26 protein-coding genes and 1 tRNA gene are annotated in these 24,040 nt (G+C 74.6%); 14 read left to right on the top strand and 13 right to left on the bottom strand.

What is annotated here, in order from left to right; translation table 11 throughout:
- Positions 1-25: 25 nt before the first annotated feature.
- Positions 26-1,315 (top strand): DUF1906 domain-containing protein, encoded by a 1,290-nt coding sequence (locus tag ACZ6ZT_RS29715; protein ID WP_469723191.1) that lies wholly within the window; start codon positions 26-28, stop codon positions 1,313-1,315.
- On the opposite strand, the gene ACZ6ZT_RS29710 is transcribed toward ACZ6ZT_RS29715, so the two are convergent.
- Genes ACZ6ZT_RS29710 through ACZ6ZT_RS29700 form a run of 3 tightly spaced genes read right to left on the bottom strand, consistent with a single transcriptional unit; the run spans position 1,308 to position 4,536 of the window.
- Complete coding sequence (locus ACZ6ZT_RS29710) at positions 1,308-1,826, bottom strand: pyridoxamine 5'-phosphate oxidase family protein (protein WP_469723190.1); 519 nt, start codon at positions 1,824-1,826, stop codon at positions 1,308-1,310. The two genes, ACZ6ZT_RS29715 and ACZ6ZT_RS29710, sit on opposite strands and share 8 nt — an antisense overlap.
- Entirely contained in the window at positions 1,823-2,959 is a 1,137-nt protein-coding gene (locus tag ACZ6ZT_RS29705; protein ID WP_469723188.1) for an acyl-CoA dehydrogenase family protein, read from the bottom strand. Before ACZ6ZT_RS29705 ends, ACZ6ZT_RS29710 begins: the two co-directional genes overlap by 4 nt.
- Entirely contained in the window at positions 2,956-4,536 is a 1,581-nt protein-coding gene (locus ACZ6ZT_RS29700; RefSeq protein WP_469723186.1) for a FadD3 family acyl-CoA ligase, read from the bottom strand. The genes ACZ6ZT_RS29705 and ACZ6ZT_RS29700 overlap by 4 nt, the downstream gene beginning before the upstream one ends.
- 167 nt (positions 4,537-4,703) lie before the next feature.
- Between ACZ6ZT_RS29700 and ACZ6ZT_RS29695 the strand changes: the two genes are divergently transcribed.
- On the top strand, positions 4,704-5,282 hold the full coding sequence (locus ACZ6ZT_RS29695) for a flavin reductase family protein (protein ID WP_469723185.1): 579 nt from the start codon (positions 4,704-4,706) through the stop codon (positions 5,280-5,282).
- Here ACZ6ZT_RS29695 and ACZ6ZT_RS29690 read toward each other — a convergent pair.
- Entirely contained in the window at positions 5,201-5,806 is a 606-nt protein-coding gene (locus tag ACZ6ZT_RS29690) for a PadR family transcriptional regulator (RefSeq protein ID WP_469723235.1), read from the bottom strand. The two genes, ACZ6ZT_RS29695 and ACZ6ZT_RS29690, sit on opposite strands and share 82 nt — an antisense overlap.
- Positions 5,807-5,954: 148 nt before the next feature.
- Here ACZ6ZT_RS29690 and ACZ6ZT_RS29685 point away from each other — a divergent pair, with 148 nt between their 5' ends.
- Genes ACZ6ZT_RS29685 through ACZ6ZT_RS29675 form a run of 3 tightly spaced genes read left to right on the top strand, consistent with a single transcriptional unit; the run spans position 5,955 to position 8,767 of the window.
- Complete coding sequence (locus ACZ6ZT_RS29685) at positions 5,955-7,088, top strand: LLM class flavin-dependent oxidoreductase (RefSeq protein WP_469723184.1); 1,134 nt, start codon at positions 5,955-5,957, stop codon at positions 7,086-7,088.
- 3 nt (positions 7,089-7,091) lie between these two features.
- Positions 7,092-7,820 (top strand): SDR family NAD(P)-dependent oxidoreductase, encoded by a 729-nt coding sequence (locus ACZ6ZT_RS29680; RefSeq protein WP_469723183.1) that lies wholly within the window; start codon positions 7,092-7,094, stop codon positions 7,818-7,820.
- Complete coding sequence (locus ACZ6ZT_RS29675) at positions 7,817-8,767, top strand: alpha/beta hydrolase (protein ID WP_469723181.1); 951 nt, start codon at positions 7,817-7,819, stop codon at positions 8,765-8,767. The genes ACZ6ZT_RS29680 and ACZ6ZT_RS29675 overlap by 4 nt, the downstream gene beginning before the upstream one ends.
- A gap of 30 nt (positions 8,768-8,797) precedes the next feature.
- Here ACZ6ZT_RS29675 and ACZ6ZT_RS29670 read toward each other — a convergent pair.
- Positions 8,798-8,872 (bottom strand) — tRNA-OTHER (locus ACZ6ZT_RS29670).
- Between the two features lie 66 nt (positions 8,873-8,938).
- On the opposite strand from ACZ6ZT_RS29670, the gene ACZ6ZT_RS29665 reads away from it, so the two are divergent.
- Genes ACZ6ZT_RS29665 through ACZ6ZT_RS29655 form a run of 3 tightly spaced genes read left to right on the top strand, consistent with a single transcriptional unit; the run spans position 8,939 to position 10,482 of the window.
- On the top strand, positions 8,939-9,271 hold the full coding sequence (locus ACZ6ZT_RS29665) for a hypothetical protein (RefSeq protein ID WP_469723179.1): 333 nt from the start codon (positions 8,939-8,941) through the stop codon (positions 9,269-9,271).
- Positions 9,272-9,319: 48 nt separating this feature from the next.
- Entirely contained in the window at positions 9,320-10,090 is a 771-nt protein-coding gene (locus ACZ6ZT_RS29660; protein WP_469723178.1) for a class I SAM-dependent methyltransferase, read from the top strand.
- Complete coding sequence (locus tag ACZ6ZT_RS29655; RefSeq protein WP_469723177.1) at positions 10,090-10,482, top strand: YrdB family protein; 393 nt, start codon at positions 10,090-10,092, stop codon at positions 10,480-10,482. The genes ACZ6ZT_RS29660 and ACZ6ZT_RS29655 overlap by 1 nt, the downstream gene beginning before the upstream one ends.
- Here ACZ6ZT_RS29655 and ACZ6ZT_RS29650 read toward each other — a convergent pair.
- Genes ACZ6ZT_RS29650 through ACZ6ZT_RS29640 form a run of 3 tightly spaced genes read right to left on the bottom strand, consistent with a single transcriptional unit; the run spans position 10,419 to position 13,455 of the window.
- Positions 10,419-11,438 carry an acyl-CoA dehydrogenase family protein gene (locus tag ACZ6ZT_RS29650; protein WP_469723175.1) on the bottom strand — a complete coding sequence of 340 codons (1,020 nt, stop codon included), beginning with the start codon at positions 11,436-11,438 and terminating at the stop codon, positions 10,419-10,421. The genes ACZ6ZT_RS29655 and ACZ6ZT_RS29650 overlap by 64 nt on opposite strands.
- Complete coding sequence (locus ACZ6ZT_RS29645) at positions 11,438-12,583, bottom strand: acyl-CoA dehydrogenase family protein (RefSeq protein ID WP_469723174.1); 1,146 nt, start codon at positions 12,581-12,583, stop codon at positions 11,438-11,440. The genes ACZ6ZT_RS29650 and ACZ6ZT_RS29645 overlap by 1 nt, the downstream gene beginning before the upstream one ends.
- Positions 12,583-13,455 (bottom strand): enoyl-CoA hydratase, encoded by an 873-nt coding sequence (locus ACZ6ZT_RS29640; protein WP_469723172.1) that lies wholly within the window; start codon positions 13,453-13,455, stop codon positions 12,583-12,585. Before ACZ6ZT_RS29640 ends, ACZ6ZT_RS29645 begins: the two co-directional genes overlap by 1 nt.
- 46 nt (positions 13,456-13,501) lie before the next feature.
- Here ACZ6ZT_RS29640 and ACZ6ZT_RS29635 point away from each other — a divergent pair, with 46 nt between their 5' ends.
- From ACZ6ZT_RS29635 to ACZ6ZT_RS29610, 6 genes are all read left to right on the top strand, one after another.
- Positions 13,502-14,650, top strand: coding sequence for an acyl-CoA dehydrogenase family protein (locus ACZ6ZT_RS29635; RefSeq protein WP_469723171.1), 1,149 nt, complete (start codon positions 13,502-13,504; stop codon positions 14,648-14,650).
- Positions 14,647-15,435 carry an SDR family oxidoreductase gene (locus ACZ6ZT_RS29630; RefSeq protein ID WP_469723170.1) on the top strand — a complete coding sequence of 263 codons (789 nt, stop codon included), beginning with the start codon at positions 14,647-14,649 and terminating at the stop codon, positions 15,433-15,435. The genes ACZ6ZT_RS29635 and ACZ6ZT_RS29630 overlap by 4 nt, the downstream gene beginning before the upstream one ends.
- Positions 15,436-15,450: 15 nt before the next feature.
- Entirely contained in the window at positions 15,451-16,065 is a 615-nt protein-coding gene (locus ACZ6ZT_RS29625; RefSeq protein WP_469723169.1) for a TetR/AcrR family transcriptional regulator, read from the top strand.
- A gap of 17 nt (positions 16,066-16,082) precedes the next feature.
- Positions 16,083-17,240 carry an acetyl-CoA C-acetyltransferase gene (locus tag ACZ6ZT_RS29620; RefSeq protein ID WP_469723167.1) on the top strand — a complete coding sequence of 386 codons (1,158 nt, stop codon included), beginning with the start codon at positions 16,083-16,085 and terminating at the stop codon, positions 17,238-17,240.
- A gap of 202 nt (positions 17,241-17,442) precedes the next feature.
- A complete protein-coding gene (locus ACZ6ZT_RS29615) occupies positions 17,443-17,649 on the top strand; it encodes a cold-shock protein (protein WP_030707191.1) in 207 nt (68 codons plus the stop codon).
- 103 nt (positions 17,650-17,752) lie between these two features.
- On the top strand, positions 17,753-19,438 hold the full coding sequence (locus tag ACZ6ZT_RS29610) for a DEAD/DEAH box helicase (protein WP_469723166.1): 1,686 nt from the start codon (positions 17,753-17,755) through the stop codon (positions 19,436-19,438).
- Positions 19,439-19,526: 88 nt separating this feature from the next.
- On the opposite strand, the gene ACZ6ZT_RS29605 is transcribed toward ACZ6ZT_RS29610, so the two are convergent.
- The 5 genes from ACZ6ZT_RS29605 to ACZ6ZT_RS29585 are packed head-to-tail and all read right to left on the bottom strand — an operon-like array spanning position 19,527 to position 23,992.
- Entirely contained in the window at positions 19,527-20,447 is a 921-nt protein-coding gene (locus ACZ6ZT_RS29605) for a tyrosine-protein phosphatase (protein WP_469723165.1), read from the bottom strand.
- 30 nt (positions 20,448-20,477) lie between these two features.
- Positions 20,478-21,536, bottom strand: a complete 1,059-nt coding sequence (locus tag ACZ6ZT_RS29600) for an NAD(P)H-dependent flavin oxidoreductase (RefSeq protein WP_469723234.1) — start codon at positions 21,534-21,536, stop codon at positions 20,478-20,480.
- Between the two features lie 28 nt (positions 21,537-21,564).
- A complete protein-coding gene (locus tag ACZ6ZT_RS29595) occupies positions 21,565-22,305 on the bottom strand; it encodes a CoA-transferase subunit beta (RefSeq protein WP_469723163.1) in 741 nt (246 codons plus the stop codon).
- On the bottom strand, positions 22,302-23,153 hold the full coding sequence (locus tag ACZ6ZT_RS29590; RefSeq protein WP_469723162.1) for a CoA transferase subunit A: 852 nt from the start codon (positions 23,151-23,153) through the stop codon (positions 22,302-22,304). The genes ACZ6ZT_RS29595 and ACZ6ZT_RS29590 overlap by 4 nt, the downstream gene beginning before the upstream one ends.
- A complete protein-coding gene (locus ACZ6ZT_RS29585; protein WP_469723161.1) occupies positions 23,150-23,992 on the bottom strand; it encodes an enoyl-CoA hydratase family protein in 843 nt (280 codons plus the stop codon). Before ACZ6ZT_RS29585 ends, ACZ6ZT_RS29590 begins: the two co-directional genes overlap by 4 nt.
- Positions 23,993-24,040 lie beyond the last annotated feature (48 nt).

The following is a 24,040-nucleotide window of genomic DNA, read 5'->3' as shown; positions in this document are numbered from 1 at the left end:
GGCAACGGGTGTAGCAGTGGGGGTCATGTCTCCCCGAACGCTGCTGCGGTGCCTGCTCGGTGCCGCCCTGCTCGTGCCCGTGGTCTGCCTGTCGCCCGCCGTCGCCGCCGACGGCGGGCGGAGCGTCGAATACCGGGGGCTGCGCATCGCCCTCCCCGCCGGGTGGCGGGTCGTCGACCTCGACCGGCATCCCGGCGCCTGCCTGCGCCTGGACCGCCCCGCGCTCTACCTCGGGCACGCCGGCACCCAGTCCGAGTGCGCCTCCGGCCGGGCCGTCGTCACCCGCGCCGACACCCTGCACCTGGAGCCCCTGGCCGGCGCCCCGGCGCGCGCCGACATCCCGACCCACCCCGTGGAACCCGGCGCCGCGCTCCCGCCCGCCCGGGGGGCCAGCGGCGAGGTGCGGTACGCCCTGCGCGGTACGGGGGTGATGGCCACCTTGTCGTACGGGGCGGACCCGGCCCCCGTACGGGAACTCCTCGCCCGCGCCGCCACCCCCGGGGGCCCGGCCCCCGCCCCGGCCGCCCCCGCCCCGGGCCCGCCGCCGGTGCCCCGCGCCGGCCAGGAGGCCTTCACCGGCACGGGCTTCGACGCCTGCACCGCCCCGACGCAGACGGCGATGGACGCATGGCGGGACGGGTCCCCCTTCGGCGCGGTCGGCGTCTACATCGGCGGCCGCGCCCGGGCCTGCGCCCAGCCGCAGCTGACGGCGGACTGGGTCCGCAGGCAGACCGGGGCGGGCTGGCACCTGATGCCGATCTGGGTCGGCCCGCAGCCCTGGAGCAGCTCCAGCACCGGGCTGTCCACCGACCCCTCCGATGCCAACGACCAGGGCCGGGAGGCCGCCGAGGGCGCGGCCGAAGCCGCCCGCTCACTCGGCCTGGCCCCCGGTACGGCGCTCTACAACGACCTGGAGAACTACTCCGACCGCGCCACCTGGGACGCCCCCGTCGTCGCGTACCTCACCGCCTGGACGGTCCGGCTGCACGAGCTGGGCTACCGCTCGGCGGCGTACGTCTCCGCCGGCTCGGGGGCCAAGGCGCTCAGCGCCCACTACGAGCAGGCCCCCGAGGCCATGCCGGACGTGCTGTGGGTGGCCCGCTGGAACCAGTCGGCCTCCGTCACCGACGCCGACCTCGGCCTGCCCGAGGGCACCGCGCAGTGGGCCGGGCCGCGCCGGGCCCACCAGTTCCGGGGGGACCACGACGCCTCGTACGGCGGGGTGACGATCAACATCGACCGCAGCTGGGTCGACGTGGACCCGGCCGCCACCGCCCTCGCCCCCGCCGGCCGCCCGGCGGCGCCGCTCAGCTGACGGGGTCCTCGCGGGCCGGCTCGTCGTCGTTGCCCCGGCGCAGGGTGCGCAGCCCGCGCGCCGGGGTCCACGTCCGCAGCACCAGCTCCTCGCCCTCCACCTCGGTGCGCACGACCTCCGCCAGCTCGGTGCGGAACAGGTGGAAGGGGTGCGGCGACCGCGTCTCCTCGGCCTCCTCGGCGTACCGGTGCAGCTCGGGCGGGTCCACGACCTCCACCGCCCGCCCCGAGACCCGGACGTCCCCGCCGGACATGGCCTCGCCCTCCCCGGGGTTGGTGTGCAGGGCGAAACGCGGATCGCGCCGCAGGTCCCGGGCCTTCAGCGACCCCGGCATCATGCCGAGCCACAGCTCACCGCCCCGGATGTCGACGTTGAGCCCGGTGAGGCGGGGCGAGCCGTCCGCGCGCAGGGTGGCCAGGACATGGTGCGGGAACCGCGCGAAGCGTTCCCGCACGACTGCCGCGAACTCCGGCTCGGCCTTCTCGAACGCTGCCCAGTTGTTCGTCGTCATCCCCCCATCAAACCGTCTGCGGGGCCGCCGCCGCCCGGCTCGTAGCCCAGGTGGGCGGACAGCCGGCGGCGGTGGGCGGTCGGGGGGCCGAAGAGGTGGGTGGAGGCGTGGGCGCGTTTGAAGAAGGTGTGGGCCTCGTGTTCCCAGGTGATGGCGATGCCGCCGTGCAGCTGGATCATCTCGCCCGCGACGTGCGTGAACGCCTCCGCGCAGGCCGACGCGGCCGCCGCCGCCAGGGGTGGGGCGGCGTCGGCGGCGGCTGCCGCCAGGGCGAGGGCGCGGGCCGTCTCGACGGCGGTGTACAGGTCGGCGAGGCGGTGCTTGACGGCCTGGAAGGAGCCGATGGGCCGGCCGAACTGGACGCGCTCCTTCACGTACCGGACCGTCACCTCCAGGGCCCGCGCGGCGGCCCCCGCCTGTTCGGCGGCCAGCGCGGTGCAGGCCAGGTCCCGGACCCGGCCGAGGACGGACGCGCCGTCGGGGGACAGCAGCCGGGCCGGGGTGCGCGCCAGGGTCAGCGAGGCCAGCGGGCGGGTCTGGTCCATGGTGGCGCGTACGGTGAACTCCGCCGGCGGGGCGGTGAGTTCGTAGAGGGCGAGGCGGCCGGTGTCCGCCGCCCGGGCGAAGGCCAGCAGCAGCCCGGGGCGCCCCGGGCCGGTCAGGACGTACCGCTTGGCGCCCGTGAGCAGCCAGCCGGTACCGGCGCGCTCGGCCCGGGTCATCAGGTGCCCGGCCTCCCAGCCGCCGGGGCCGCACCGGCCCTCCTCCGCCCAGGCCAGCGCCCCCACCAGCGAGCCGTCCGCCAGCCCGGGCAGGTGCCGGGCGCGGGCCTGCGCGTCCCCGGCCGCGAGCAGCGCCTGCACGGTCAGCACCGCCGACCCCAGGTACGGTACGGGGCTCAGCGCGCGGCCCAGCTCCGCCAGCACCACCCCCGTCTCGGCGGGTCCGCAGCCCAGCCCCCCGTACTCCTCGGGGACGGCCAGCGCGGCCACCCCGACGCGCTCCGTCAGCGGCCCCCAGGCCGCCGCGCCGGGGTGCCGCGCCAGGACCGCGCGTACCGCGTCGCGCAGCGCGTCCTGCTCGGCGGTCGCCGCCAGGGACACCGGGGGCGCGGCGGCAGCCGGACCGCTCATGCCGACTCCCCCCGGGCCGCCCGGCGCAGCGGGGCCTTCAGCAGCTTGCCGCCGGCGTTGCGCGGAAGTTCCTCCAGCACGGTGAACCTACGGGGCACCTTGAAATTGGCCAGCCGCTCCCGCGCCCAGGCGGTCAGCTCCTCGGCGGTGACCGGCGCGGTGGTGACCAGGTAGGCGACCCCGACCTCGCCGAGGCGTTCGTCCGGGGCCCCGACCACGGCCGCGTCCGCGACGGCGGGGTGCGTGAGCAGGACGTTCTCCACCTCGGCGGGGTAGGCGTTGAAGCCGCCGACCACGTACATGTCCTTCAGCCGGTCGGTGATGGAGAGGTAGCCGCGCCCGTCCAGCACCCCCACGTCCCCGGTGCGCAGCCAGCCGCCGGGCAGGATCGCCTCGGTGGTGGCGGCCGGGTCGTCGAGGTAGCCGGAGGTGACGTGGTAGCCGCGCACCTGCACCTCGCCGGGCTCCCCGGCCGGCAGCACCGCGCCGAGCGGGCCGGCGATCCGTACCTCGGTGCCGGGCAGCGGCGGCCCGACGGTAGCGGCGAGCGTCGCGGCGTCCGCGTCGGTGGGGCAGACGGAGACGACCCCGCCCGACTCGGTCAGCCCGTACGCGGTGAACACGTCGGGCGCGCCCAGCGCGCTGCGGATCTCCGCCACGAGGGAGGCGGGGACGCGGGCCGCGCCGGTGCCGGCCAGCCGCAGGGCGGAGAGGTCGTGGGCGGCGCGGTCCGGGTGGCGGAGCAGGCCGTGGAAGACGGTCGGCGGCCCCATCAGGCAGGTGACGCGCTCCTCGGCCATGCGCCGCAGGATGCGGTCGGCGTCGTAGCGGGCCTCGGGGAGCATGGTGACCCCGCGCAGCAGGCAGGCGAGGACGCCCGCCTTGTAGCCGAAGGTGTGGAAGAACGGGTTCACCAGCAGGTACCGGTCGCCGGGGCGCAGGGTGACCAGGTCGGCCCAGGAGGCGTAGAGCCGCAGGGTCTGGCCGTGGGTGTACGGGACGCCCTTGGAGCGGCCGGTGGTGCCGGAGGTGTAGAGCACGTCGGCGATGTCGTCGGGGCGGACCCCGGCGGCCCGCTCCGCCCGCTCGGCGTCCGGGACGCGGTCTCCGGCGCGCAGGTACGCCTCCCAGGACTCGGCTCCCGCTCCGCCGCGCAGGAGCACGGTGGAGGCGAGGGCCCCGAGGTCCTCGCCGGAGGCGTGCAGGTCGCGGGCGAGGTCGGTGCCGAGGAAGCCGCGTTCGGTGAACAGCACGCGGGCGCCGCTGCGGCGGATGACGTCGGCGGCCTCGGCGGGTTTGTAGCGGGTGTTCACCGGGACGAGGACGGCGCCGACGCCGACGGCGCCGAGCGCGGCGGTGATCCACTGGCGGCTGTTGGGGGCCCAGAGGGCGACCCGGTCGCCGGGCCGGATGCCGTGGGCGAGGGCGGCCCGGGCGGCGGCGGCGACCTCGTCGGCGAGCCGGGCGAAGCTCCAGCGGACCTCACCGTCGGCGAGGGCCTCGCGCTCCCCGTACGCGGCGGCGGCGTACGCGGGGAGCAGGGCGAGGGTGGCGGGCGCGGCCGGCGACGCGGGCACCGGCGATGGGACCAAGGGCGGGGGAGGCGGGGGCACTTGCGGGGTCTGGCGGGGGCTGGTCACGAACCCTCCCTACTTGACGAGCGAGCGTGGGCGGTATCCAATCACAGCTGTTTCGGTTAGGCATATACCTAGTAGGAACAACTTCCTGGATCCCGGAGGTCCCCGTGCCGATCCCCCGCGCCACCGCCGCCGTCACCGCCACTGCGTCCGCCGACGCCATGAAGGAGGTCCTGTCGAGTTACTGCACCGGAGTCGCCGTCGTCACGGCGCCCGGCAGCGGCGGCGACGACCGCCCCGCCGCGATGGCCGTGCAGTCGTTCTCGTCCGTCTCGCTCGACCCGCCCCTGGTCTGCTTCTGCCCCGCCCGCACCTCCACCACCTGGCCGCGGATCCACGCCGCGCGGGCCTTCGCCGTCAACGTCCTGGCGGCCGGTCAGGTGGAGCTGTGCCGCCGGTTCGCCGTCACGGGCGGCGACAAGTTCGCGGGCGTGCCCTGGCGGCCGGGCGCGAACGGCGCGCCGCTGCTGGACGGGGTGCTCGCCACCGTCGAGTGCGTACTGGAGGACGTGCTGGACGGCGGCGACCACCTCATCGCGCTCGGCCGGGTCACCGCCGCGACGGCGCACCGCGAGGGAGCGCCGCTGCTCTACTTCCGCCGCGGCTACGGGCGCGGGCCGGGCTCCGCCGCGAGCGCCTCGATGTCCGCCAGCATCGCGGCGGTCAGGTCCCGCTCGGAGGCGTAGTACCGCTCGGCCCACTTGAGGGTGAGCGTGGGGTACGCCCACGCCGCCTCGTCCTGGGCGCCCGCCACGTCCGCCACCGCGCGGCGGCGCATCTTCTCGGCGAACTCCTGGTGCTGGAGCAGGACTTCGCGCATCTGTTCCGGTTCCAGCAGATGGCCCAGCCACAGCCGGAGCATCGGCCCGTGCTTGAGCACCGGCGGGTCGACCGGCGCCTCGCGCGCCCAGGTGCGTACGGCGGCCATGCCCGTGTCCGTGATCCGGTAGACGCGCTTGTCGCGGGTGCCGGTGTCCTGGGCGACCATCCGGGACGAGGCGTAGCCGGCCTTCTCCAGCCGCTTGAGCTCGCTGTAGATCTGGCTGAAGGACGGGCTCCAGTAGAAGAAGCGCAGCGACCAGTCCGACCACTTCTTCATGTCATAGCCGGACAGTTCCTCGCCGAAGGAGAGCAGCCCGAGCACCGCCCAGCTGGTCGCCGGGAGCGCGCGCGGGTTCGTCTCGTCCTTCTCGTCTGCCACGCCCCGCAGTCTACGACCGGGACGACCGGTCCCGGCGGTCCCCTTCCCTCCGCTAGGTATGACTGCTAGAAGTATTTCTATTAGAAATACACCTCACCTAGAGGTACACCTCACCTCACCCGCCGCCCACCCGATCCCCGGATGGAGGGACCGCACCGTGAAGTTCTCGATGATCTTCGAGGCGCAGCTCGTCGACCCGACCCCCGCACGCGAACGCCAGGTCATCCACGACTGCGTCGAACAGGCCGTGTTCGCCGAGGAGATGGGCTTCGACCGCATCTGGGCGGTGGAGCACCACTCCCTGACCCAGTACGCGCACATGAGCGCCTCCGAGATCTTCCTGACCTGGGTCGCCGCCCGGACCAGGAAGATCCGCATCGGCCACGGCGTGGTCACGATGCCCTTCGGCTACCAGCACCCCGTCCGCGTCGCCGAACGCGCCGCCATGCTCGACGTGCTGTCGGGCGGACGCGTGGACGTCGGCGCCGGGCGCGGGGCCACCCGCCAGGAGATGTCCATGTACGGGGTCCGGCCCGAGGACACCTACCCGCAGATGGAAGAGGCCCTGCGGATCTTCGCCGCGGCCTGGCGGGAGCCCGAGTTCGAATGGCACGGCACCCTCGACATCGGCCCCGGCGCGATCCTGCCCCGCCCGGTCCAGGAGCCGCACCCGCCGCTCTTCATGGCCTGCTCCAAGCACGACACCCTCAAACTCGCCGCCGAACTGGGCATCGGCGCGCTGGTGATGGGCTTCGCGGGAGCGGACGACGTCCGCACCATGCGCAAGGTGTACGACGAGGCCATCGCCACCCGCACCGGCGAACGGTTCGTCTCGGACCGGGCCAACGACCACCTCTCCGCGCTCTGCCCCACGATCGTCCTCGACGACGCCGGGCGCGCCCTGCGCCTGGGCACGCGCGGCCAGCGCTTCTTCGCCGAGTCCATCGCCCACTGGTACGGGAACGGACCCGTGCCCACCGGTCACGCCGAGGACGAGGACCACGCGGGCGCGCTCGCCCGGGGCCGCGAGGAGCTCGTCGCGCGGCTGCACGAGGCGAACATCCCGGCCCGGCCCGTGGATACCGGCACCTACAACGCCGAGCACGCCTACGGCAGTGCCGAGACGGCCATCGCCTACGTCGAGCAGCTGCGCGAGATCGGCGTCGACGAGGTCATGTGCCTGATCCAGATGGGCACCGTCCCGCAGGAGGTCTGCATGGAGACCATCCGGCAGTGGGGCGAGAAGGTCATCCCGCACTTCCGGGCGCTGGAGCGGGACGGGGAGGCCTGAGCCGTGATCGCACTCGACGGGAAGGTCGTCGTCATCACCGGCGCCGGCCGCGGACAGGGGGCCGAGGAGGCCCGGCTGTGCGCGGCGGCGGGCGCGCGGGTCGTCGTCACCGACATCCGGGAGGAGGAGGGCCGGGGGGTCGCCGCCTCGCTCGGCGGCCAGGGGCTCTACGTACGGCACGACGTGGCCGACGCCGACAGCTGGGCGGCGGTGGTACGGGAGGCGGTGGCCGCCTTCGGGACGGTCTCGGCGCTCGTCAACAACGCCGCCCTGTGGCGCACCGCGCACGTGGAGCGGCAGAGCGCGGAGGGATTCGAGGAGCTGCTCCGGGTCAATCTGCTGGGGCCGTTCCTCGGCATCCAGGCGGTGGCGCCGGTGCTGCGGGCGGCCGGGGGCGGCTCGGTCGTCAACATCTCCTCGACGGCCGGCCTGGTCGGCATACCGGGCCACGCGGCCTACGGCTCCACGAAGTTCGCGTTGCGCGGGCTGACCCGCTCGGCGGCGCTCGACCTCGCGGCGGACGGCATCCGCGTCAACTCGGTCCACCCCGGGGCGATCGACACCCCGATGGTGGCCGACGCGGTGGCCGGCCGGGACTGGTCCCACGTGCCGCTGGGGCGGATGGGCGAGCCCCGGGAGGTCGGGGAGCTGGTGCTGTTCCTCTGCTCGGACGCGTCCTCGTACGTGACGGGCACCGAGTTCGCGGTCGACGGGGGGATGACGGCCGGATGAGCGGAACACACTCCGATGCCCGGGACGGCCACGAAGCCCCGGGCGGCGCCCCGGGCGATGGCCCCGCCGCGGACGCGCTCTCGCCCGGGGCGCGGCGGCTCTGTGACGCCATGGCGGCCGGGTTCCCCGGGCCCGGGGACGTGGCCGCCCTGCGGGCCGCGGCCGTGCCCGGGCCGCCCGGGCCCGAGGTGGCCTCGGTGCGCGACACCGTCGCGGCCGGGGTCCCGGTCCGGGTGTACGACCCCGCGCCGGGGGGCGCCGGCCGGCCGCTGGTGGTGTACCTGCACGGTGGCGGCTGGGTGATGTGCGGGCTGGACACCCACGACGCCACCTGCCGCGCTCTGGCCGCCGCCTCCGGCGCGGTGCTCGTCTCGGCCGACTACCGGCTGGCCCCGGAACACCCCTGGCCGGCCGCCCGCGACGACGCCCTCGGGGTGCTGCTGTGGGCGCGGGCCGAAGCCGCGGCCCTGGGCTGCGACCCGGCGCGCGTGGTGCTGGCCGGGGACTCCAGCGGCGGCAACCTCGCGGCGGTCACCGCCCTGCGCGCGCCCGAACTCCTCGCCGGACAGCTGCTGGTGTACCCGCCGCTGGACGCCGCCATGGACTCCGCGTCGGTGACCGCGTACGGCCGGGGCCACTTCCACACCGCCGCGCACATGGCCTGGTACTGGGAGCAGTACGGCGGCGACCCCGCCCATCCGCACGTCTCCCCGCTGCGCGCGCCGGACGCCGCGCTGCCCGCACTGCCGCGCACCCTGGTCGTCCTCGCCGACTGCGACCTGCTCCGCGACGAGGGGCTGGCGTACGCGCGGCGGCTCGCGCGGGCGGGCGTGGACTGCGAGGTCCGGCTCTACCCGGGCGTCTTCCACGGCTTCCTGGGCCTGCCGCTCCCGGCGGGCCGCGCGGCCCTGACGGCGGCGGCGGCCTGGCTGGCGGCCACGCCGTAGGGGGCAGCCGTAGCGGGAAGAAGAGAGAGGGGCGGGGCGGCCGGATTCGAACCGGCGTCCTCCTCCATGTTGTGTAGGCGCACTACCTCTGTGCTACGACCCCGCCTTGCGGTGGATCTTACGGGCGCCGCGGGCGGGTGCGCACGCGGGTTTCCCCGGCATGATGTGCCCATGCCCGGCTTCCTGTTGCGCGCCAGCCTGCTGCTCCTCGTCGAGGCGGCCGCGGCCCTGCTGCTGACCGGGGCCGGAGCGCCCTGGATCCCCGTACTCCTCGGGGTGTTCGTCCTCGGATCCGCCGTGCCCCACGGCACCCGGGCGGAGTTCGGGGGACGCTTCCTCGTCGCCTGCGTGGCGGTGGGGGCGGCCCTCGCGGGGGCGGCGGCCTGGGACGGATACGGACAGACGGGCACCGCTCTCGCCGACTGGCCGGTGCGCGGCGCGACGGCGGTACTGCTCCTCTTCCAGACCGCCGTCCTGCTGCGCCTGGCCCGCGCCGGCCGCTGACCCCATAAGGGCTGGTCAGGGGGGAGGGGAAGCGCAAACAATGACCGCATGACGACACGCGCCCGCTCCTTCGACTCGGCCGCCTCCCTGTACGCGGCCCACCGCCCCGGCTACCCCGATGCCCTGTACGACGCCGTCGAGGAGCTGTCCGGGCGGCCGCTGGAGGGGGCCAGGGTGGCCGACGTGGGGGCCGGGACCGGGCTCGGTACCGGGCCGATGCACCGGCGCGGGGCCCGGGTCGTCGCCGTCGAGCCGGGGGACGGGATGGCCGCGGAGTTCCGGCGGGCGCTCCCGGGCGTCCCCGTCGTGCGCGGTGACGGGGACCGGCTGCCGCTGGCCACCGCCGCCTTCGACCTCGTCACGTACGCCCAGGCCTGGCACTGGACCGACCCCGCGCTGGCCGTCCCGGAGGCGCTGCGCGTGCTGCGGCCCGGAGGCTCCCTCGCGATCTGGTGGAACGACACCGACGGGTCCGTCCCATGGGCCGCCGCGCAGGACGAGCGGATCCGCACCTTCTTCGCGGCGGCCGAAGCGGCGGGCGACCCGGCCGGCGGCGCCGTGGCCGGCGCCGCCCACTTCCGCACCCTCCCGCAGGGCCTCCCCTCGGGCTTCACCACCCGCACCGTCGCCTGGTCGCGCCGCATCCCGCTCGACGCGCACCTCGCCAACCTCTCCAGCCACTCGGCGTTCCTGCTCCTCGGCGCCGACCGCACGCGCGCCTTCATGGACGCCGAACGCGCCCACCTGGCCCGGGTCTTCCCCGACGGCACGGTCGAGGAGCCGTACACCGTCAGCCTGCACGTCGCCCGGACCGGCTGATGGCCACCGTGCTCCGCGTGCTGAACGACCTCCTCGCCTTCGTCCTGGAGGTGACCGCCCTGGTCGCGCTCGCCCTCTGGGGTTACGACTGGGGCGGCCGCCTGGTCATCGGCGCGCTGATCGGAACGGTGGTGGCGGGCGCCGCCGCCGTCCTGTGGGGGGCCTTCGCCGCCCCGCGCGCCCGCTACCGGGTGCCGTTGCCGGCGGTGCTCGCGGTGAAGGCCCTGGTGTTCGGCTGCGCCGCGCTCGCCATCGCCGGGCTGGGGCGCGGGCACGAGGCCCTGTGGTTCGCCGCTCTGGTGCTCGTCAACACCGCCGCCGTCACCCGCTACCGCTCCGCAGGCCGCTCCGAGGACCGCTCGCCGGACCGCTCCGCCGACCGCAGCACCTGAGCCCGGCACAGCGCCGGCGTCCCCCACGCGTCGCGCAGCGGGCGGGCCTTGCGCAGCCACAGCGACAGGTCGAGCTCCTGCGTGTAGCCGACGGCCCCGTGCACCTGGAGCGCGGTCAGCGCGGCCGCGTACGCCGCCTCGCCCGCGGCCAGCTTCGCCGCCGCGACCTCGCCGGGCTCCAGGGACAGCGCCGCCGCCCACAGCAGCGGCCGGGCGAACTCCAGGCCGAGCAGGGTGTCCGCCAGCCGGTGCTTGACCGCCTGGAAGGCGCCGATCGGCGATCCGAACTGGGTGCGCTGGCGCGCGTACGCGACGCTCTGCCCGAGCAGGGCCTCGCCGACGCCCAGGCACTGGGCCGCCGTCAGCAGCCGGGCCCACTCCAGGGCCTCCCGGGCCGCCGCCGTGACGGCGGGCCCGGCCGCGAGCAGCTCCCCGCCCGCCACCGGCCGGGACAGCGCGCGGGCCGGGTCGAGGGAGGCCAGCGCGCCGCCCCCGCCCGGCGCGAGGCGCAGTTCCCCGGCCGCCGACACCGCGAAGCGGTGCTCCACCGCGTCGGCGTCCAGGGCGTACGGGGAACCGCCGGGCAGCGTCAGCGTGGCGAGCGCGGCGCCCGACGCCAGCCCCGGCAGGAACCGCTTCGCCGGCGCCCCGTCCCCCAGCCGCGCCAGCAGGACGCAGACGGCCGCGGTCTCCACCACCGGCCCCGGCACCCCGGCCCGGCCCAGCTCGACGTAACCGAGGGCCAGTTCCACCGGGAGCGGCCCCACTCCCTCGTACGCCTCGGGCACGGCCAGCGCGGCCAGCCCGGTGCCGGCGAGCCGCGCCCACAGCGCCCGCCCGGGCCCGTGGTCGCCGTCCGCCCAGGCCCGTACGGTCCGCGGCACCCCGGCTCCGGCGAGCAGGGAGCGCAGGCCGGCGACGTAGTCCGACTGTTCCGCGGTCGGCAGGAAGCGCATCAGCGGCGGCCCTTCGGGAGGCCGAGCAGCCGCTCGGCGATGATGTCGCGCTGGATCTCGTTGGTGCCCGCGTAGATCGGCCCGGCCAGGGAGAACACCCACGGCTCGGCCCAGTCGCCGTCCGCCAGTTCGGCGTCCGCGCCCAGCAGGTCGAGGGCCGTCTCGTGCAGGGCGATGTCGTACTGGGACCAGAACACCTTGTTCAGGCTGGACTCGGCGCCGATGGCCGTCCCCGCCGCGAAGCGGGAGGCGTTGGTCCAGGTGAACAGCTCGTAGGCGCGGGCCCCGACCAGTGCGTCCGCGACCCGGTCGCGCAGCGCCGTGTCGGCCGGGTCGCCGCGCTCGCGCCACAGGGCGAGCAGCCGGTCGGCGCAGGCCAGGAACCGGCCGGGGGAGCGCAGGGTCAGCCCGCGCTCGTTGCCGGTTGTCGACATGGCGATCCGCCAGCCCTGGCCCGGTTCGCCGATCACGTCGGCGTCCGGTACGAAGACCTCGTCGAGGAAGAGTTCGGCGAAGGCGGGCTTCCCGTCGAGGCGGCCGATGGGCCGCACCGTCACCCCGGGCGCGCGCAGGTCGAACATCAGGTACGTGAGCCCGTGGTGGGGCCGGGCCGCGCCGGGATCCGTACGGAAGATGCCGAACGCCCGGTCGGCGAAGGCGGCCCGCGAGGACCAGGTCTTCTGCCCCGACAGCAGCCAGCCGCCCTCGGTGCGCACGGCCCGGGACTTCAGCGAGGCCAGGTCGGAGCCGGCCTCCGGTTCGGACCAGGCCTGGGCCCAGATGACCTCGCCGCTCGCCATCGGGGGCAGGACGCGGGCCCGCTGCTCGGGGGTGGCGTGGTCGAAGAGGGTGGGGGCGAGCAGGCTGACGCCGTTCTGCGCGACCCGGCCGGGGGCGCCCGCCGCCCAGTACTCCTCCTCGAAGACCAGCCACCGCTCGATGTCGGCGCCCCGGCCCCCGTACTCCTCGGGCCAGGACACCACCGACCAGCGGCCGGCGTGCAGCCGGGCCTCCCATTCCCGGTGCGCGGCGAAGCCCTCGGCGGTCTCCAGCGAGGGCAGGGGCCGGGCCGGGACGTGGGCGCGCAGCCAGTCCCGGGCCTCGGCCCGGAAGTCCTCCACGTCCGCCGCGTGGTCGAGGTCCATCAGCGGTTCGCCTCCTTCATGGCCGCCACGTCCATGCCGCCGAGCGGGTCGGCCGCCGTCTCGGCGTTGTGCGCGTGCGCGAGGTGGTGCAGGCCGAAGGCGGAGTCCATGCCGCTGTGCAGGCCCTGGAGGTCCTCGGCCTGGTTCACGGCCCGTTTGGTCAGGGCCAGTCCGAAGGACGGCATCTCCGCGACGCGCAGGGCCAGCAGCTCGGTGGCGGCGTCCAGGCCGGCGGGGTCGACGACCCGGTTGACCATGCCGATCTCGTACGCGCGGCGGGCGGACATACGGTCGCCGGTGAAGAGGAACTCCTTGGCGACGCGGGGCGGCATCACCCACGGGTGGGCGAAGTACTCGACGCCGGGGATGCCCATGCGGACGACCGGGTCGGCGAAGAAGGCGTCCTCGCTCGCCACGATCAGGTCGCAGACCCAGGCCAGCATCAGCCCGCCCGCCACGCAGGCCCCCCGCACGGAGGCGATGACCGGCTTGGGCAGCTCCCGCCAGCGGCGGCACATGCCGAGGTAGACCTCCGACTCGCGGGCGTAGCGGGACTCGGCGCCCGTGCGCCGGGAGTGGTCCCACCACAGTCCGGCCCGGCGCGGGAAGGGGAGGTGGGCGTCGCGGGCGGGGGTGCCGATGTCGTGGCCCGCCGAGAAGTGGGCGCCGGCCCCGGCGAGGACGACCACCTTCACCCCGGGGTCGTCGGCGGCCCGGTAGAAGGCGTCGTCCAGGGCGTAGGTCATCGCGCCGTTCTGGGCGTTGCGGTAGCGGGGGCGGTTCATGGTCACGTACGCGAGGGGGCCGCGGCGCTCGTAGAGCACCACGGGCTCCTCCTCGCGGGCCTCGTCGGAGGCGGGGTGAGCAGGCATCCACGGATCCTTCCCTAACAAGTGTTTGGTAGGTTAACGTACGGCCATGAGCAGCGTCGAGGAGTTCCGCAGCGAGGTCCGCGCGTGGCTCCGCACCCACCTCACCGGGGAGTTCGCCGCCCTCAAGGGCCGCGGCGGACCCGGCCGCGAACACGAGGCCTTCGCCGGACGCCTCGCCTGGGAACGGCACATGGCGGACCACGGCTGGACCTGCGTCGGCTGGCCGGTCGCCCACGGCGGACGCGGCGCGAGCGTCGCGGAGCAGATCGCCTTCCACGAGGAGTACGCCCTCGCCGACGCCCCCGCCCGGGTGAACCACATCGGCGAACAGCTCCTCGGCCCCACCCTCATCGACCACGGCACCGAGGAGCAGAAGGCCCGCTTCCTCCCGCCGATCCGGGCCGTCGAGGAACTGTGGTGCCAGGGCTACAGCGAACCGGGCGCCGGCTCCGACCTCGCCGCGGTCCGCACCCGGGCCGCCCTCCGCGACGGGCACTGGGTGCTCGACGGCCAGAAGACCTGGACCTCCCTCGCCCACGAGGCCCACTGGTGCTTCGTCCTCGCCCGCACCGAGCCCGGCTCCCGCCGCCACCGGGGCCTGTCCTTCCTGCTCGTCCCGCTCGGCCGGCCGGGCGTCGAGATCCGGCCCATCGTCCAGCTCACCGGCACCTCCGAGTTCAACGAGGTCTTCTTCGACGGCGCCCGCACCGACGCCGCCCACGTCGTCGGCGCCCCCGGCGACGGCTGGGCCGTGGCCATGGCCACCCTCGGCTACGAACGCGGCGTCTCCACCCTCGGCCAGCAGGTCGGCTTCCGCCGCGAACTCGAAGCCCTCGCCGCCCTCGCCCGGGCCAACGGAGCCCTCGACGACCCCCTCGTCCGCGACCGCCTCACCCGCGCCTGGACCGGCCTGGAAGCCATGCGCGCCCTCGCCCTGCTCCCCGGCACGCCGCCCTCCCTGGCCAAGCTGTACTGGGCCCGCTGGCACCGCGACCTCGGCGAACTGGCCATGGACGTCCGCGGCGCCGCCTCGCTCCTGGCCGCCGGCGCGCACGGGGACCCGTACGACCTCGACGACTGGCAGCGCCTCTTCCTCTTCTCCCGCGCCGACACCCTCTACGCCGGGTCCGACGAGATCCAGCGCACCATCGTCGCCGAGCGGATCCTCGGCCTTCCCAAGGAGGTACGGGCATGAGCGCCACCGCACCCGCCCGCGTCCCGGCCCACGGCCTGCTCGACGGCCGCACCGCCGTCGTCACCGCCGCCGCCGGAGCCGGAATCGGCGGGGCCACCGCCCGCCGGTTCCTGGAAGAGGGCGCCCGCGTCCTCATCGGCGACGCCCACGCCCGCCGCCTGAAGGAGACCGAGCACGCCCTCGCCGAGGAGTTCGGCGCCGGCCGGATCGCCTCCCTGCCCTGCGACGTCACCGACGAGGACCAGGTACGGGCCCTGTTCGCGCGGGCCGGGGAACTCCACGGCGGCCTCGACGTCGTGGTCAACAACGCCGGGCTCGGCGGCACCGCCGACCTCGTCGACATGAGCGACGAACAGTGGACCCGCGTCCTCGACGTCACCCTGAACGGCACCTTCCGCTGCACCCGCGCCGCCCTGCGCTCCCTGAAGGCGGCCGGACGCGGCGGCGTCGTCGTCAACAACGCCTCCGTCATCGGCTGGCGCGCCCAGCGGGGCCAGGCCCACTACGCCGCCGCCAAGGCCGGGGTCATGGCCCTGACCCGGTGCGCCGCGTTGGAGGCCGCCGCCTTCGGCGTACGGGTCAACGCGGTCGCCCCGAGCCTGGCCATGCACCCGCACCTGGTGAAGGTCACCAGCGAGGAACTGCTGACCGAGCTGACCGCTCGCGAGGCCTTCGGCCGCCACGCCGAACCCTGGGAGATCGCCAACGTCATCGTCTTCCTGGCCAGCGGCTACTCCTCGTACATGACCGGCGAGACCGTCTCGGTCAGCAGTCAGCACGCCTAGCCGCAGAATGGGCCCGTGCCAACGAACAAGAAGAAGACGCAGGTGACGGCCTCGCCCGAGCGCCGTCGCGAACTCCTCGACACCGCCGCCGAGGTCTTCGCGGCCCAGGGGTACAACGCTACCACCGTCCGCAAGATCGCCGACGCCGCCGGGATGCTCGCCGGGAGCCTCTACTACCACTTCGATTCCAAGGAATCGATGCTGGACGAGATCCTCTCGGCCTTCCTGAACGAGCTGTGGGCGGGCTACGACACCGTCCTCGCCGCCGGCCTCGGCCCCCGGGAGACCATCGAGGCCCTCGTCACCGAGTCCTTCCGGGAGATCGACCGGCACCGCGCCGCCGTCGCCATCTACCAGAAGGAAGCCCGGACCCTGTCCGCGCAGCCCCGCTTCCACTACCTCTCCGACTCGCAGGTCAAGTTCGAGAAGGCCTGGCTCGGCACCCTGGAGCGCGGGGTCGACGCCCGGGTCTTCCGGGCCGACCTCGACATCCGCCTCACCTACCGCTTCGTCCGCGACACGGTGTGGGTCGCCGCCTCCTGGTACCGGCCCGGCGGCCAGCACAGCCCCGAGGAGATCGCCCGCCAGTACCTGTCGATGGTGCTGGACGGGATCGCCGTACGCACGTAACCCCCAGAGGAGTCCCGATGCCCGAGGCCTACATAGTCGATGCCGTACGCACCCCGGTGGGGCGGCGGGGCGGCGGCCTGTCCGCCGCGCACCCCGCCGACCTCGGCGCGCACGTACTGAAGGCGCTGGTCGAACGCACCGGGATCGACCCGGCCGCCGTCGAGGACGTGGTCTTCGGCTGCCTCGACACCGTCGGGCCGCAGGCCGGGGACATCGCCCGGACCGCCTGGCTGGCGGCGGGCCTGCCCGAGGAGGTGCCGGGCGTCACCGTCGACCGCCAGTGCGGCTCCTCCCAGCAGGCGGTCCACTTCGCGGCGCAGGGCGTCCTGTCCGGCACCCAGGACCTGGTCGTCGCGGGCGGCACCCAGAACATGTCGATGATCCCCATCGCCTTCGCCTCCCGGCAGGCCGCCGAACCCCTCGGCCTCACCGAGGGCCCCTACGCCGGCTCCGCGGGCTGGCGCGCCCGCTACGGCGACGCCCCCGTCAACCAGTTCCACGGGGCGCAGCTCATCGCCGAGAAGTGGGGCATCACCCGGCGGGACATGGAGGAATTCGCGCTGCGCTCGCACCAGCGGGCGCAGCGGGCCATCGACGAGGGCCGCTTCGCGCGCGAGTGCGTCCCGTACGGGGACGTACGCGCCGACGAGGGGCCGCGCCGGGACACCACCCTGGAGAAGATGGCCGCCCTGAAGCCGGTCGTGGCGGGCGGCACGATCACCGCGGCCGTCTCCTCCCAGGTCTCCGACGGCGCGGCGGCGATGCTCATCGCCTCCGAGCGGGCGGTCGCCGCACACGGCCTCACCCCCCGGGCCCGGATCCACCACCTCTCCGTCCGCGGCGAGGACCCCATCCGGATGCTGTCCGCGCCGATCCCCGCGACCGCGTACGCCCTGAAGAAGACCGGCCTGCCCCTCTCCGCCATCGACCTGGTCGAGATCAACGAGGCCTTCGCCCCGGTCGTCCTGGCCTGGCTGAAGGAGACCGGCGCCGATCCCGACCGGGTCAACGTCAACGGCGGCGCCATCGCCCTGGGCCACCCGCTGGGCGCGACCGGCGTCAAGCTGATGACCACGCTCCTGCACGAGCTGGAGCGCACGGGCGGCCGGTACGGCCTCCAGACCATGTGCGAGGGCGGCGGCCAGGCCAACGTGACGATCATCGAACGGCTGTAACCGCAGGTCAGCGGGCCCGGACGAAAATCGGTACCCCGTCCGGGCAGCGCGCTCCGGGGGAGGTGTGCTAGCTTTGGGGGCGTTGCAGTTGTGGTACCCATGAACTTTATGTGCGCCTGACGGGAATGCTCCGACAGGCGCTTTAATTGTTTTTACCGGGATCTCCGGATGGGGCCCTTGCCGCCTATTCAGGAGATTCAACATGGCACTTGGCACCGTGAAGTGGTTCAACTCGGAAAAGGGCTTCGGCTTCATCGAGCAGGACGGTGGCGGCCCGGACGTCTTCGCCCACTACTCGAACATCGCCACCCAGGGCTTCCGTGAGCTCCAGGAGGGCCAGCGCGTGTCCTTCGACGTGACCCAGGGCCAGAAGGGCCCCCAGGCGGAGAACATCCTCCCCGCCAACTAAGTACGTCAGCATGCCGGGGTCCGCGCCGCGAGGTGCGGGCCCCGGCTTGTCTGCTGTTTCACCCGTTTGTCGTACCTGCCGGTTTCAGGAGGGCTTTTTCCGCATGACCAGCTCCAGCTCCGCACGACCCAGCCGCCGCCCCACCCGGGGCCGAGGTGCGGCCCAGGGACGTCCGAAGGCTGGCGCGGGACGGCAGAAGTCCGCCCCCGCCCCCCGGCCGCAGGAATTCACCATGCCCGAACCGCTGACCCCGGCCCTCCCGCCGGTGACCGCGTTCGAGGACATGGACATGCCCGAGGCGCTGCTGAAGACCCTCGCCGCCCAGGGCGTGACCGAGCCGTTCCCCATCCAGGCCGCCACGCTGCCTAACTCCCTCGTCGGCCGTGACCTGCTCGGCCGCGGCCGCACCGGCTCCGGCAAGACGCTGGCCTTCGGCCTGGCGCTGCTGGCCCGCACCAGCGGCCGCCGCGCCCAGCCGAAGCAGCCGCTCGCGCTGGTCCTCGTACCGACCCGCGAGCTGGCGCAGCAGGTCACCGACGCGCTGGCCCCGTACGCCACGTCGGTCAACCTGCGCATCGCCACCGTCGTCGGCGGCATGTCGATCAACCGGCAGTCCGGCGCCCTGCGCCGCGGCGCCGAGGTGCTCGTCGCCACCCCCGGCCGGCTGAAGGACCTCATCGACCGCGGCGACGCCGACCTCTCCCAGGTCGCCGTCACGGTCCTCGACGAGGCCGACCAGATGACCGACATGGGCTTCATGCCGCAGGTCACCGCGCTGCTCAAGCAGGTCGCGCCCGGCGGTCAGACCATGCTCTTCTCGGCCACCCTCGACAAGAACATCGACAAGCTCGTCAAGATGTTCCTGACCGACCCGGTCGCCTTCTCCGTCGACCCGTCCGCCGGCGCGGTCAGCACGATGGAGCACCACGTCCTGTACGTCATGGACGAGACCGACAAGAAGGCCGTGGCCACCCGCATAGCGGCACGCGACGGCCGGGTGATCATGTTCGTCGACACCAAGCGCGGGGTCGACCGCATGGTCAAGAAGCTCCTCGCGGACGGCGTCCGCGCCTCCGGCCTGCACGGCGGCCGCTCGCAGCCGCAGCGCAACCGCACCCTGGACTGGTTCAAGACGGGCGAGGTCACCGCGCTGGTCGCCACCAACGTGGCCGCCCGCGGCATCCACATCGACGACCTCGACCTGGTCGTCAACGTGGACCCGCCGACCGACCACAAGGACTACCTGCACCGCGGCGGCCGTACCGCCCGCGCGGGCGAGTCCGGCAGCGTCGTCACCCTGGTCCTGCCCGACCAGAAGCGCGACATGACCCGGCTGATGTCCGACGCCGGCATCACCCCGCGCACCGCGCAGATCAAGTCCTCCGACGCGGAGCTCGCCCGCCTCACCGGCGCCAAGGAGCCCTCGGGCATCCCCGTGGTGCTGGAGGTGCCGCAGGCCACCCCGCCGAAGGCGCGCTCCGGCTCGGGCTCCGGTTCCGGTTCGGCGCGCCGCCGCTCGGGCGGTCCGCGCACCGGCTCCGCCACGGGCGGCGCCCCGGCGGGCGGCGGCCGTGGCCGCCGCACCGGCGGGGGCGGTGCTTCCGGGCAGGCTCCCGCCGCCTCCGGCTCGGGCCAGGCCCGGCGCGGGCAGGGCGGCCAGGGCGGCTCCGGTTCCGGCGCCGCCGGCCAGGGCCGGCGCACCGGTGGCGGTGCCTCCGGCGGCGCCGCCGCGGCTTCCGCGCGCAGCCGCGTCGGCACCGGCGGCCAGGGCCGCCGCCGCGCCGTCTGAGCGGTCGCGCGAGGACGTACGTACGAAGGAGCCGGGCGGCGCGTCATGCGCCGCCCGGCTCCTTCGTTTTCCGCCCGCCGCCGGTGGCTCAGCGGACCATCTTGGACTGGAGCCGCGCCAGCGTCCCCAGGTCCAGGCCGAGGCCCTTCGTCAGGTAGCCGTAGAAGCTGCCGTAGTCGGTCTCCATCCGCGCGGTCGCCGCGTCCAGGTAGTCCTGGCGGACCTCCTGGAGCGGGATCAGCAGGTCCGGGTCCTGCATCCGGCCCGACTGCTTGAGGGCCGCCCGGACCTGGGCGTCGTAGGCCCCCCGGAAGGTGTTCGACGCCAGGTAGTCGGACGCGGCGCTCCGCTCCGGCACGCCCAGCGCCCGCAGCAGTACGTAACTCATCCAGCCCGTACGGTCCTTGCCGGACGTGCAGTGGTACAGCAGCGGGCCCTGGCGGCCGTCCGCGATCTCCCGCAGCGTCGCCGCGAACCGCTCCCGGTTCTCGGGGCTGCTCACGAAGGTGCGGTAGATGTCGCGCATGTAGGCCTCGGCCCGGCCGCCGCCGAGCATCTGCTCCTGCTGGACGGGGTCACCGCTGCCGATCACGGTCAGCAGGGTCCCGTACAGGCCCAGGTCGCTGACCGGGCGGGCGGTGGCGGAGAGGCCGGGCGGCAGCCGGTCGGCGCCGTCGTACTGGACCTCCATCGGGATGCGGAAGTCGACGGCCTTGGTGAGGCCGAGCCCCGCGACGGTGGTGAGGTCCGCCGGGGTCAGCTTGCCGAGCGCGTCCGAGCGGTAGACGAGCCCCTGGCGGACCGTGCCGCCGGTGTACGTGGAGTAGCCGCCGACATCGCGGACGTTGACGGCTCCCTGGAGGGGGATCTGGCGGATCGCCCGGACGGCGGGCTGTCGGCTTGCCGCCGTGGGGGCCGCCGTGGCGGGGGCGGCGGCGGGCAGGGCGGTGGCGAGGGCCAGCGAGGCGACGGCCGCCGCGGTCGCCAGGCGGGTTCGGGCACGGCTCATGGATACGACTCCCGTGACGGAGAAGGGGGATCACCCTGGTGGTGGCAGGGTGCGGAGCGTGTGCAGTACCGCGTGTGCCTCGGCCATGACGCGGCCGACGAGCTCCGCACAGGACGGCAGATCCTCGATCACCCCCGCGACCTGGCCGGATGCCATGACTCCGAGGTCCGTACGGCCCTCGACCATGGACGCCTTCAGGAGCATGGGGGTGTTGGCGGCGAGCAGGACCTGGCTCCAGGACAGGTCCTTGCCGTGCTTCATGGCCAGCCCGTCGCGCACCATCCGCGACCAGGACAGGCCCGACAGCTTCCGGAACCCCGCCGCGTGCCGCACCGCCCGCGCCAGAGCCCGGGCGCGGCCCGCCCGCTCCAGGGCCTCGACCAGCTCGGTGCGCAGCATCCGGTGCGGCAGCCCGTCGACGGCGGTGGTGACGGTGACGTCCCGGACGCCCGCCTTCAGGTACTCGGCCTTCACCGCGTCCGGGACGGTGGAGTCCGAGGTCAGCAGGAAACGGGTGCCCATGGCGATGCCCGCCGCGCCGTACGCCAGCGCCGCGACCAGGCCGCGGCCGTCGTGGAAGCCGCCCGCCGCGACCACCGGGATGTCCACGGCGTCGACCACCTGCGGCAGCAGCACGGTGGTGGCCACGTCGCCGGTGTGGCCGCCGCCCTCGCCGCCCTGCACGATCACCGCGTCCGCGCCCCAGGCCGCGACCTTCTCGGCGTGCCGGCGCGCCCCGATGGAGGGGATCACCACCACGCCCGCGTCCTTGAGGCGGGCGATCAGCTCCCGGGAGGGGGCGAGGGCGAAGGACGCCACCCGTACGCCCTCGTCGATGATCAGCCGGGCGCGCTCGGCCGCGTCCCCGGCGTCCGCGCGCAGGTTGACCCCGAAGGGCGCGTCCGTACGGGACTTCACCTCGTGGACGGCCGCCCGCAGCTGGTCCAGGGTCATGGTCGCCGAGGCGAGGATGCCGAGGGCCCCGGCGTTCGCCGCCGCCGACACCAGGCGCGGGCCGGCCACCCAGCCCATGCCGGTCTGGACGAGGGGGTGGCGGACGCCGACGAGTTTGGTGAAGGCCGTCTCCAGGGCGGGTGCCTGTGTCCCTTCCGCCATGTCAGGCCCGCACTTCGCGTGCGCGCAGGCCCTCGGGGTCGATCACCTCGCGGATCAGCCGCAGTTCGCCGGCGGTCGGCTCGCGGGTGTACGGGACCTGCCCGCCGTCGGGCAGCGCGAGGGCGAACCCGGTGGCCGCCCGGACCTGGTCCAGGGTGACGCCGGGGTGCAGGGAGACCAGCCGCATGGTGTGCTCCGGGCCGCCGAAGTCGAAGACGCCGAGGTCGCTGACCACGCGCGGCAGGCGGTGGAAGCGGGTGACCCCGGCCGCCCCGGCGCGGTCGTAGCCGACGCCGCTGACCATGTCGACGCGCTCCACGAAGACCCGGGGGGAGTGCTTGGGGATCCAGTAGCTCACCGGGTTGTTCAGGGTGTTGACCGGCGCCCCGCGGACGCCCAGGAGCTGGCGGGCGGGCCGCTCCCAGTCGCCGATGCAGGAGATGTTCTGGTTGCCGTACCGGTCGATCTGGCTCGCCCCCATCATCACGTGCCGCCGCCCGCCGGTGACCATCGTCAGGTGCCTGCGGTACGGGATCCAGCCCTCGGGCGTGCCGTCCAGGCCCACCAGGGTGGCTTCGCCGTCGGTGAGCAGCAGGTCGGGGGAGAAGGTGCGCTTGGCGAGGCGGGCGCCGAAGGCGGGGATCAGGCCCATCGGGCTGGCGAGGACCTCGCCGTCGCCGCGCCAGGCCTCGGCGCAGGCGATCACGCAGTACTCCGGGCGGCTGACGGTGGGGGCGCTCACTTCTGCTCCTCGTGCCAGGTGCGGACAGCGCTCTGGTAGTCGTGCTCGCCCGCGCCGGAGAGGAAGCGGGCGGCGAACTCGGGCCAGGGGGTGGTGGCGTAGAGCTTCTGGAAGGCCTCGTCGCGTTCGTAGTCGGGCACGCAGGAGGTGAAGTGCGCGCCGTTCGGGGTCTCCACGACCCCGCTCACCGAGTGGCGGCTGACGAGGAGGGACTGCAGCGGGCCCGTCTTCGCCAGCTCGGCGCTCTCCACGAGCTGCTCGCAGGAGACGTACGCGGTGTCGGCGGCCTCGCAGAACAGGTCGTCGAAGTAGGGGTCCGGGCCGAGGTACTGGCCGTTGCCGAGGCGGTCGGCGCGGTTCAGGTGGACCAGGGCCGCGTCCATGCGCAGGGCGGGGACGGCGACGAACTCCTCGCCGTCGGCGTAGGGGGAGGTGACGGTGCGCAGCTCGGGATTGACCCGCATCACGTCGGAGCCGAGGCCGGCCCGGACGGGCAGGAAGGGCAGCCGGTTCGCGGCGGCGTGCAGGCCCCACATGAACATGGCCTCGTCGTACTCGGTCAGGGCGAGGGCGCCGCTCTCGCGGGCGGCCCGGAAGTGCGGCTCCAGCGGGATCGAGTCGAGGGTGACGAAGGGGCTGACGAGGCGCCGGATGCGGCCCGCGGCGGCGAGCAGGCCGACGTCGGGACCGCCGTACGAGATCACGGTGAGATCGGTGATCCCGGACCGGAGCAGCGCCCGGACCAGGGCCATCGGCTTGCGCCGCGAGCCCCAGCCGCCGATGCCGAGGGTCATGCCGCTGCGCAGCCGGCCGGCCACCTCGTCGGGGGTCATGGTCTTGTCGGTCACGGGGTGCCGCCTTCCTTTCCGGTGCTGCCCTTTCCGGTGCTGCCCTGTCCGGTGCTGCCCTGTCCGGTGGAGCCCTGGCCGGTGCTGCCGTGCCCGGTGCCGCCCTGGCCGAAGGTGTCGCGGACGCGGTCGGCGACGCCGCTGAGGTTGGCCTCGAAGGTGAAGCCCTGCTCGAAGCGGTAGCTGCGCCGGACGTCGACGGGGTCGATGCCGTTGATCGCGGCCTTGGCCAGCCGCAGCAGGTAGCCGTCCTTGCGCGCGATCTCGGCGGCCAGCTCCAGCGCGGCGCCCCGCAGCTCCGCGCCCGGGACCACCTTCCAGACCGAGCCGTGCGCGTGCAGTTCGGCGGCGGTGGCGGTGCGGGAGGTGTAGTAGAGGGTGCGCATCAGGTGCTGGGGGACCAGCCGGGCCAGGTGGGTGGCCGCGCCGAGGGCGCCGCGGTCGAGCTCGGGGAGGCCGAAGACGGCGTCCTCGGAGGCCACGATGGCGTCGGCGTTGCCGACCAGGCCGATGCCGCCGCCCAGGCAGAACCCGTTCACGGCCGCGACGACCGGGACCTCGCACTCGTAGACGGCGGCGAAGGCCTCGTAACAGCCCCGGTTGGCGCCGATGAGGGCGGCGTGCCCGGTGTCGCGCTGCATCTCCTTGATGTCGACGCCCGCGTTGAAGCCGCGGCCCTCGGCGGCCAGGACCAGACAGCGGACCTCGGGGTCGCGGCCCGCCGTGCGCAGCGCGTCGGCGAGGTCGTACCAGCCCCGCACCGGGAGGGCGTTGACGGGCGGGAAGTCGACTGTGACGAGTGAGACGCCCTTGTCGGGGCTGGAGGTGGAGACACCCATGAGCGGATCAGCTACCTTTCCACCAAACATTTGTTAGGTGAGGAAGGT

The organism is Streptomyces sp. NPDC102258 (assembly GCF_055584685.1).
Note: the sequence above shows the minus strand (reverse complement) of the source record. Positions and strands in the feature narration are given on the sequence as shown.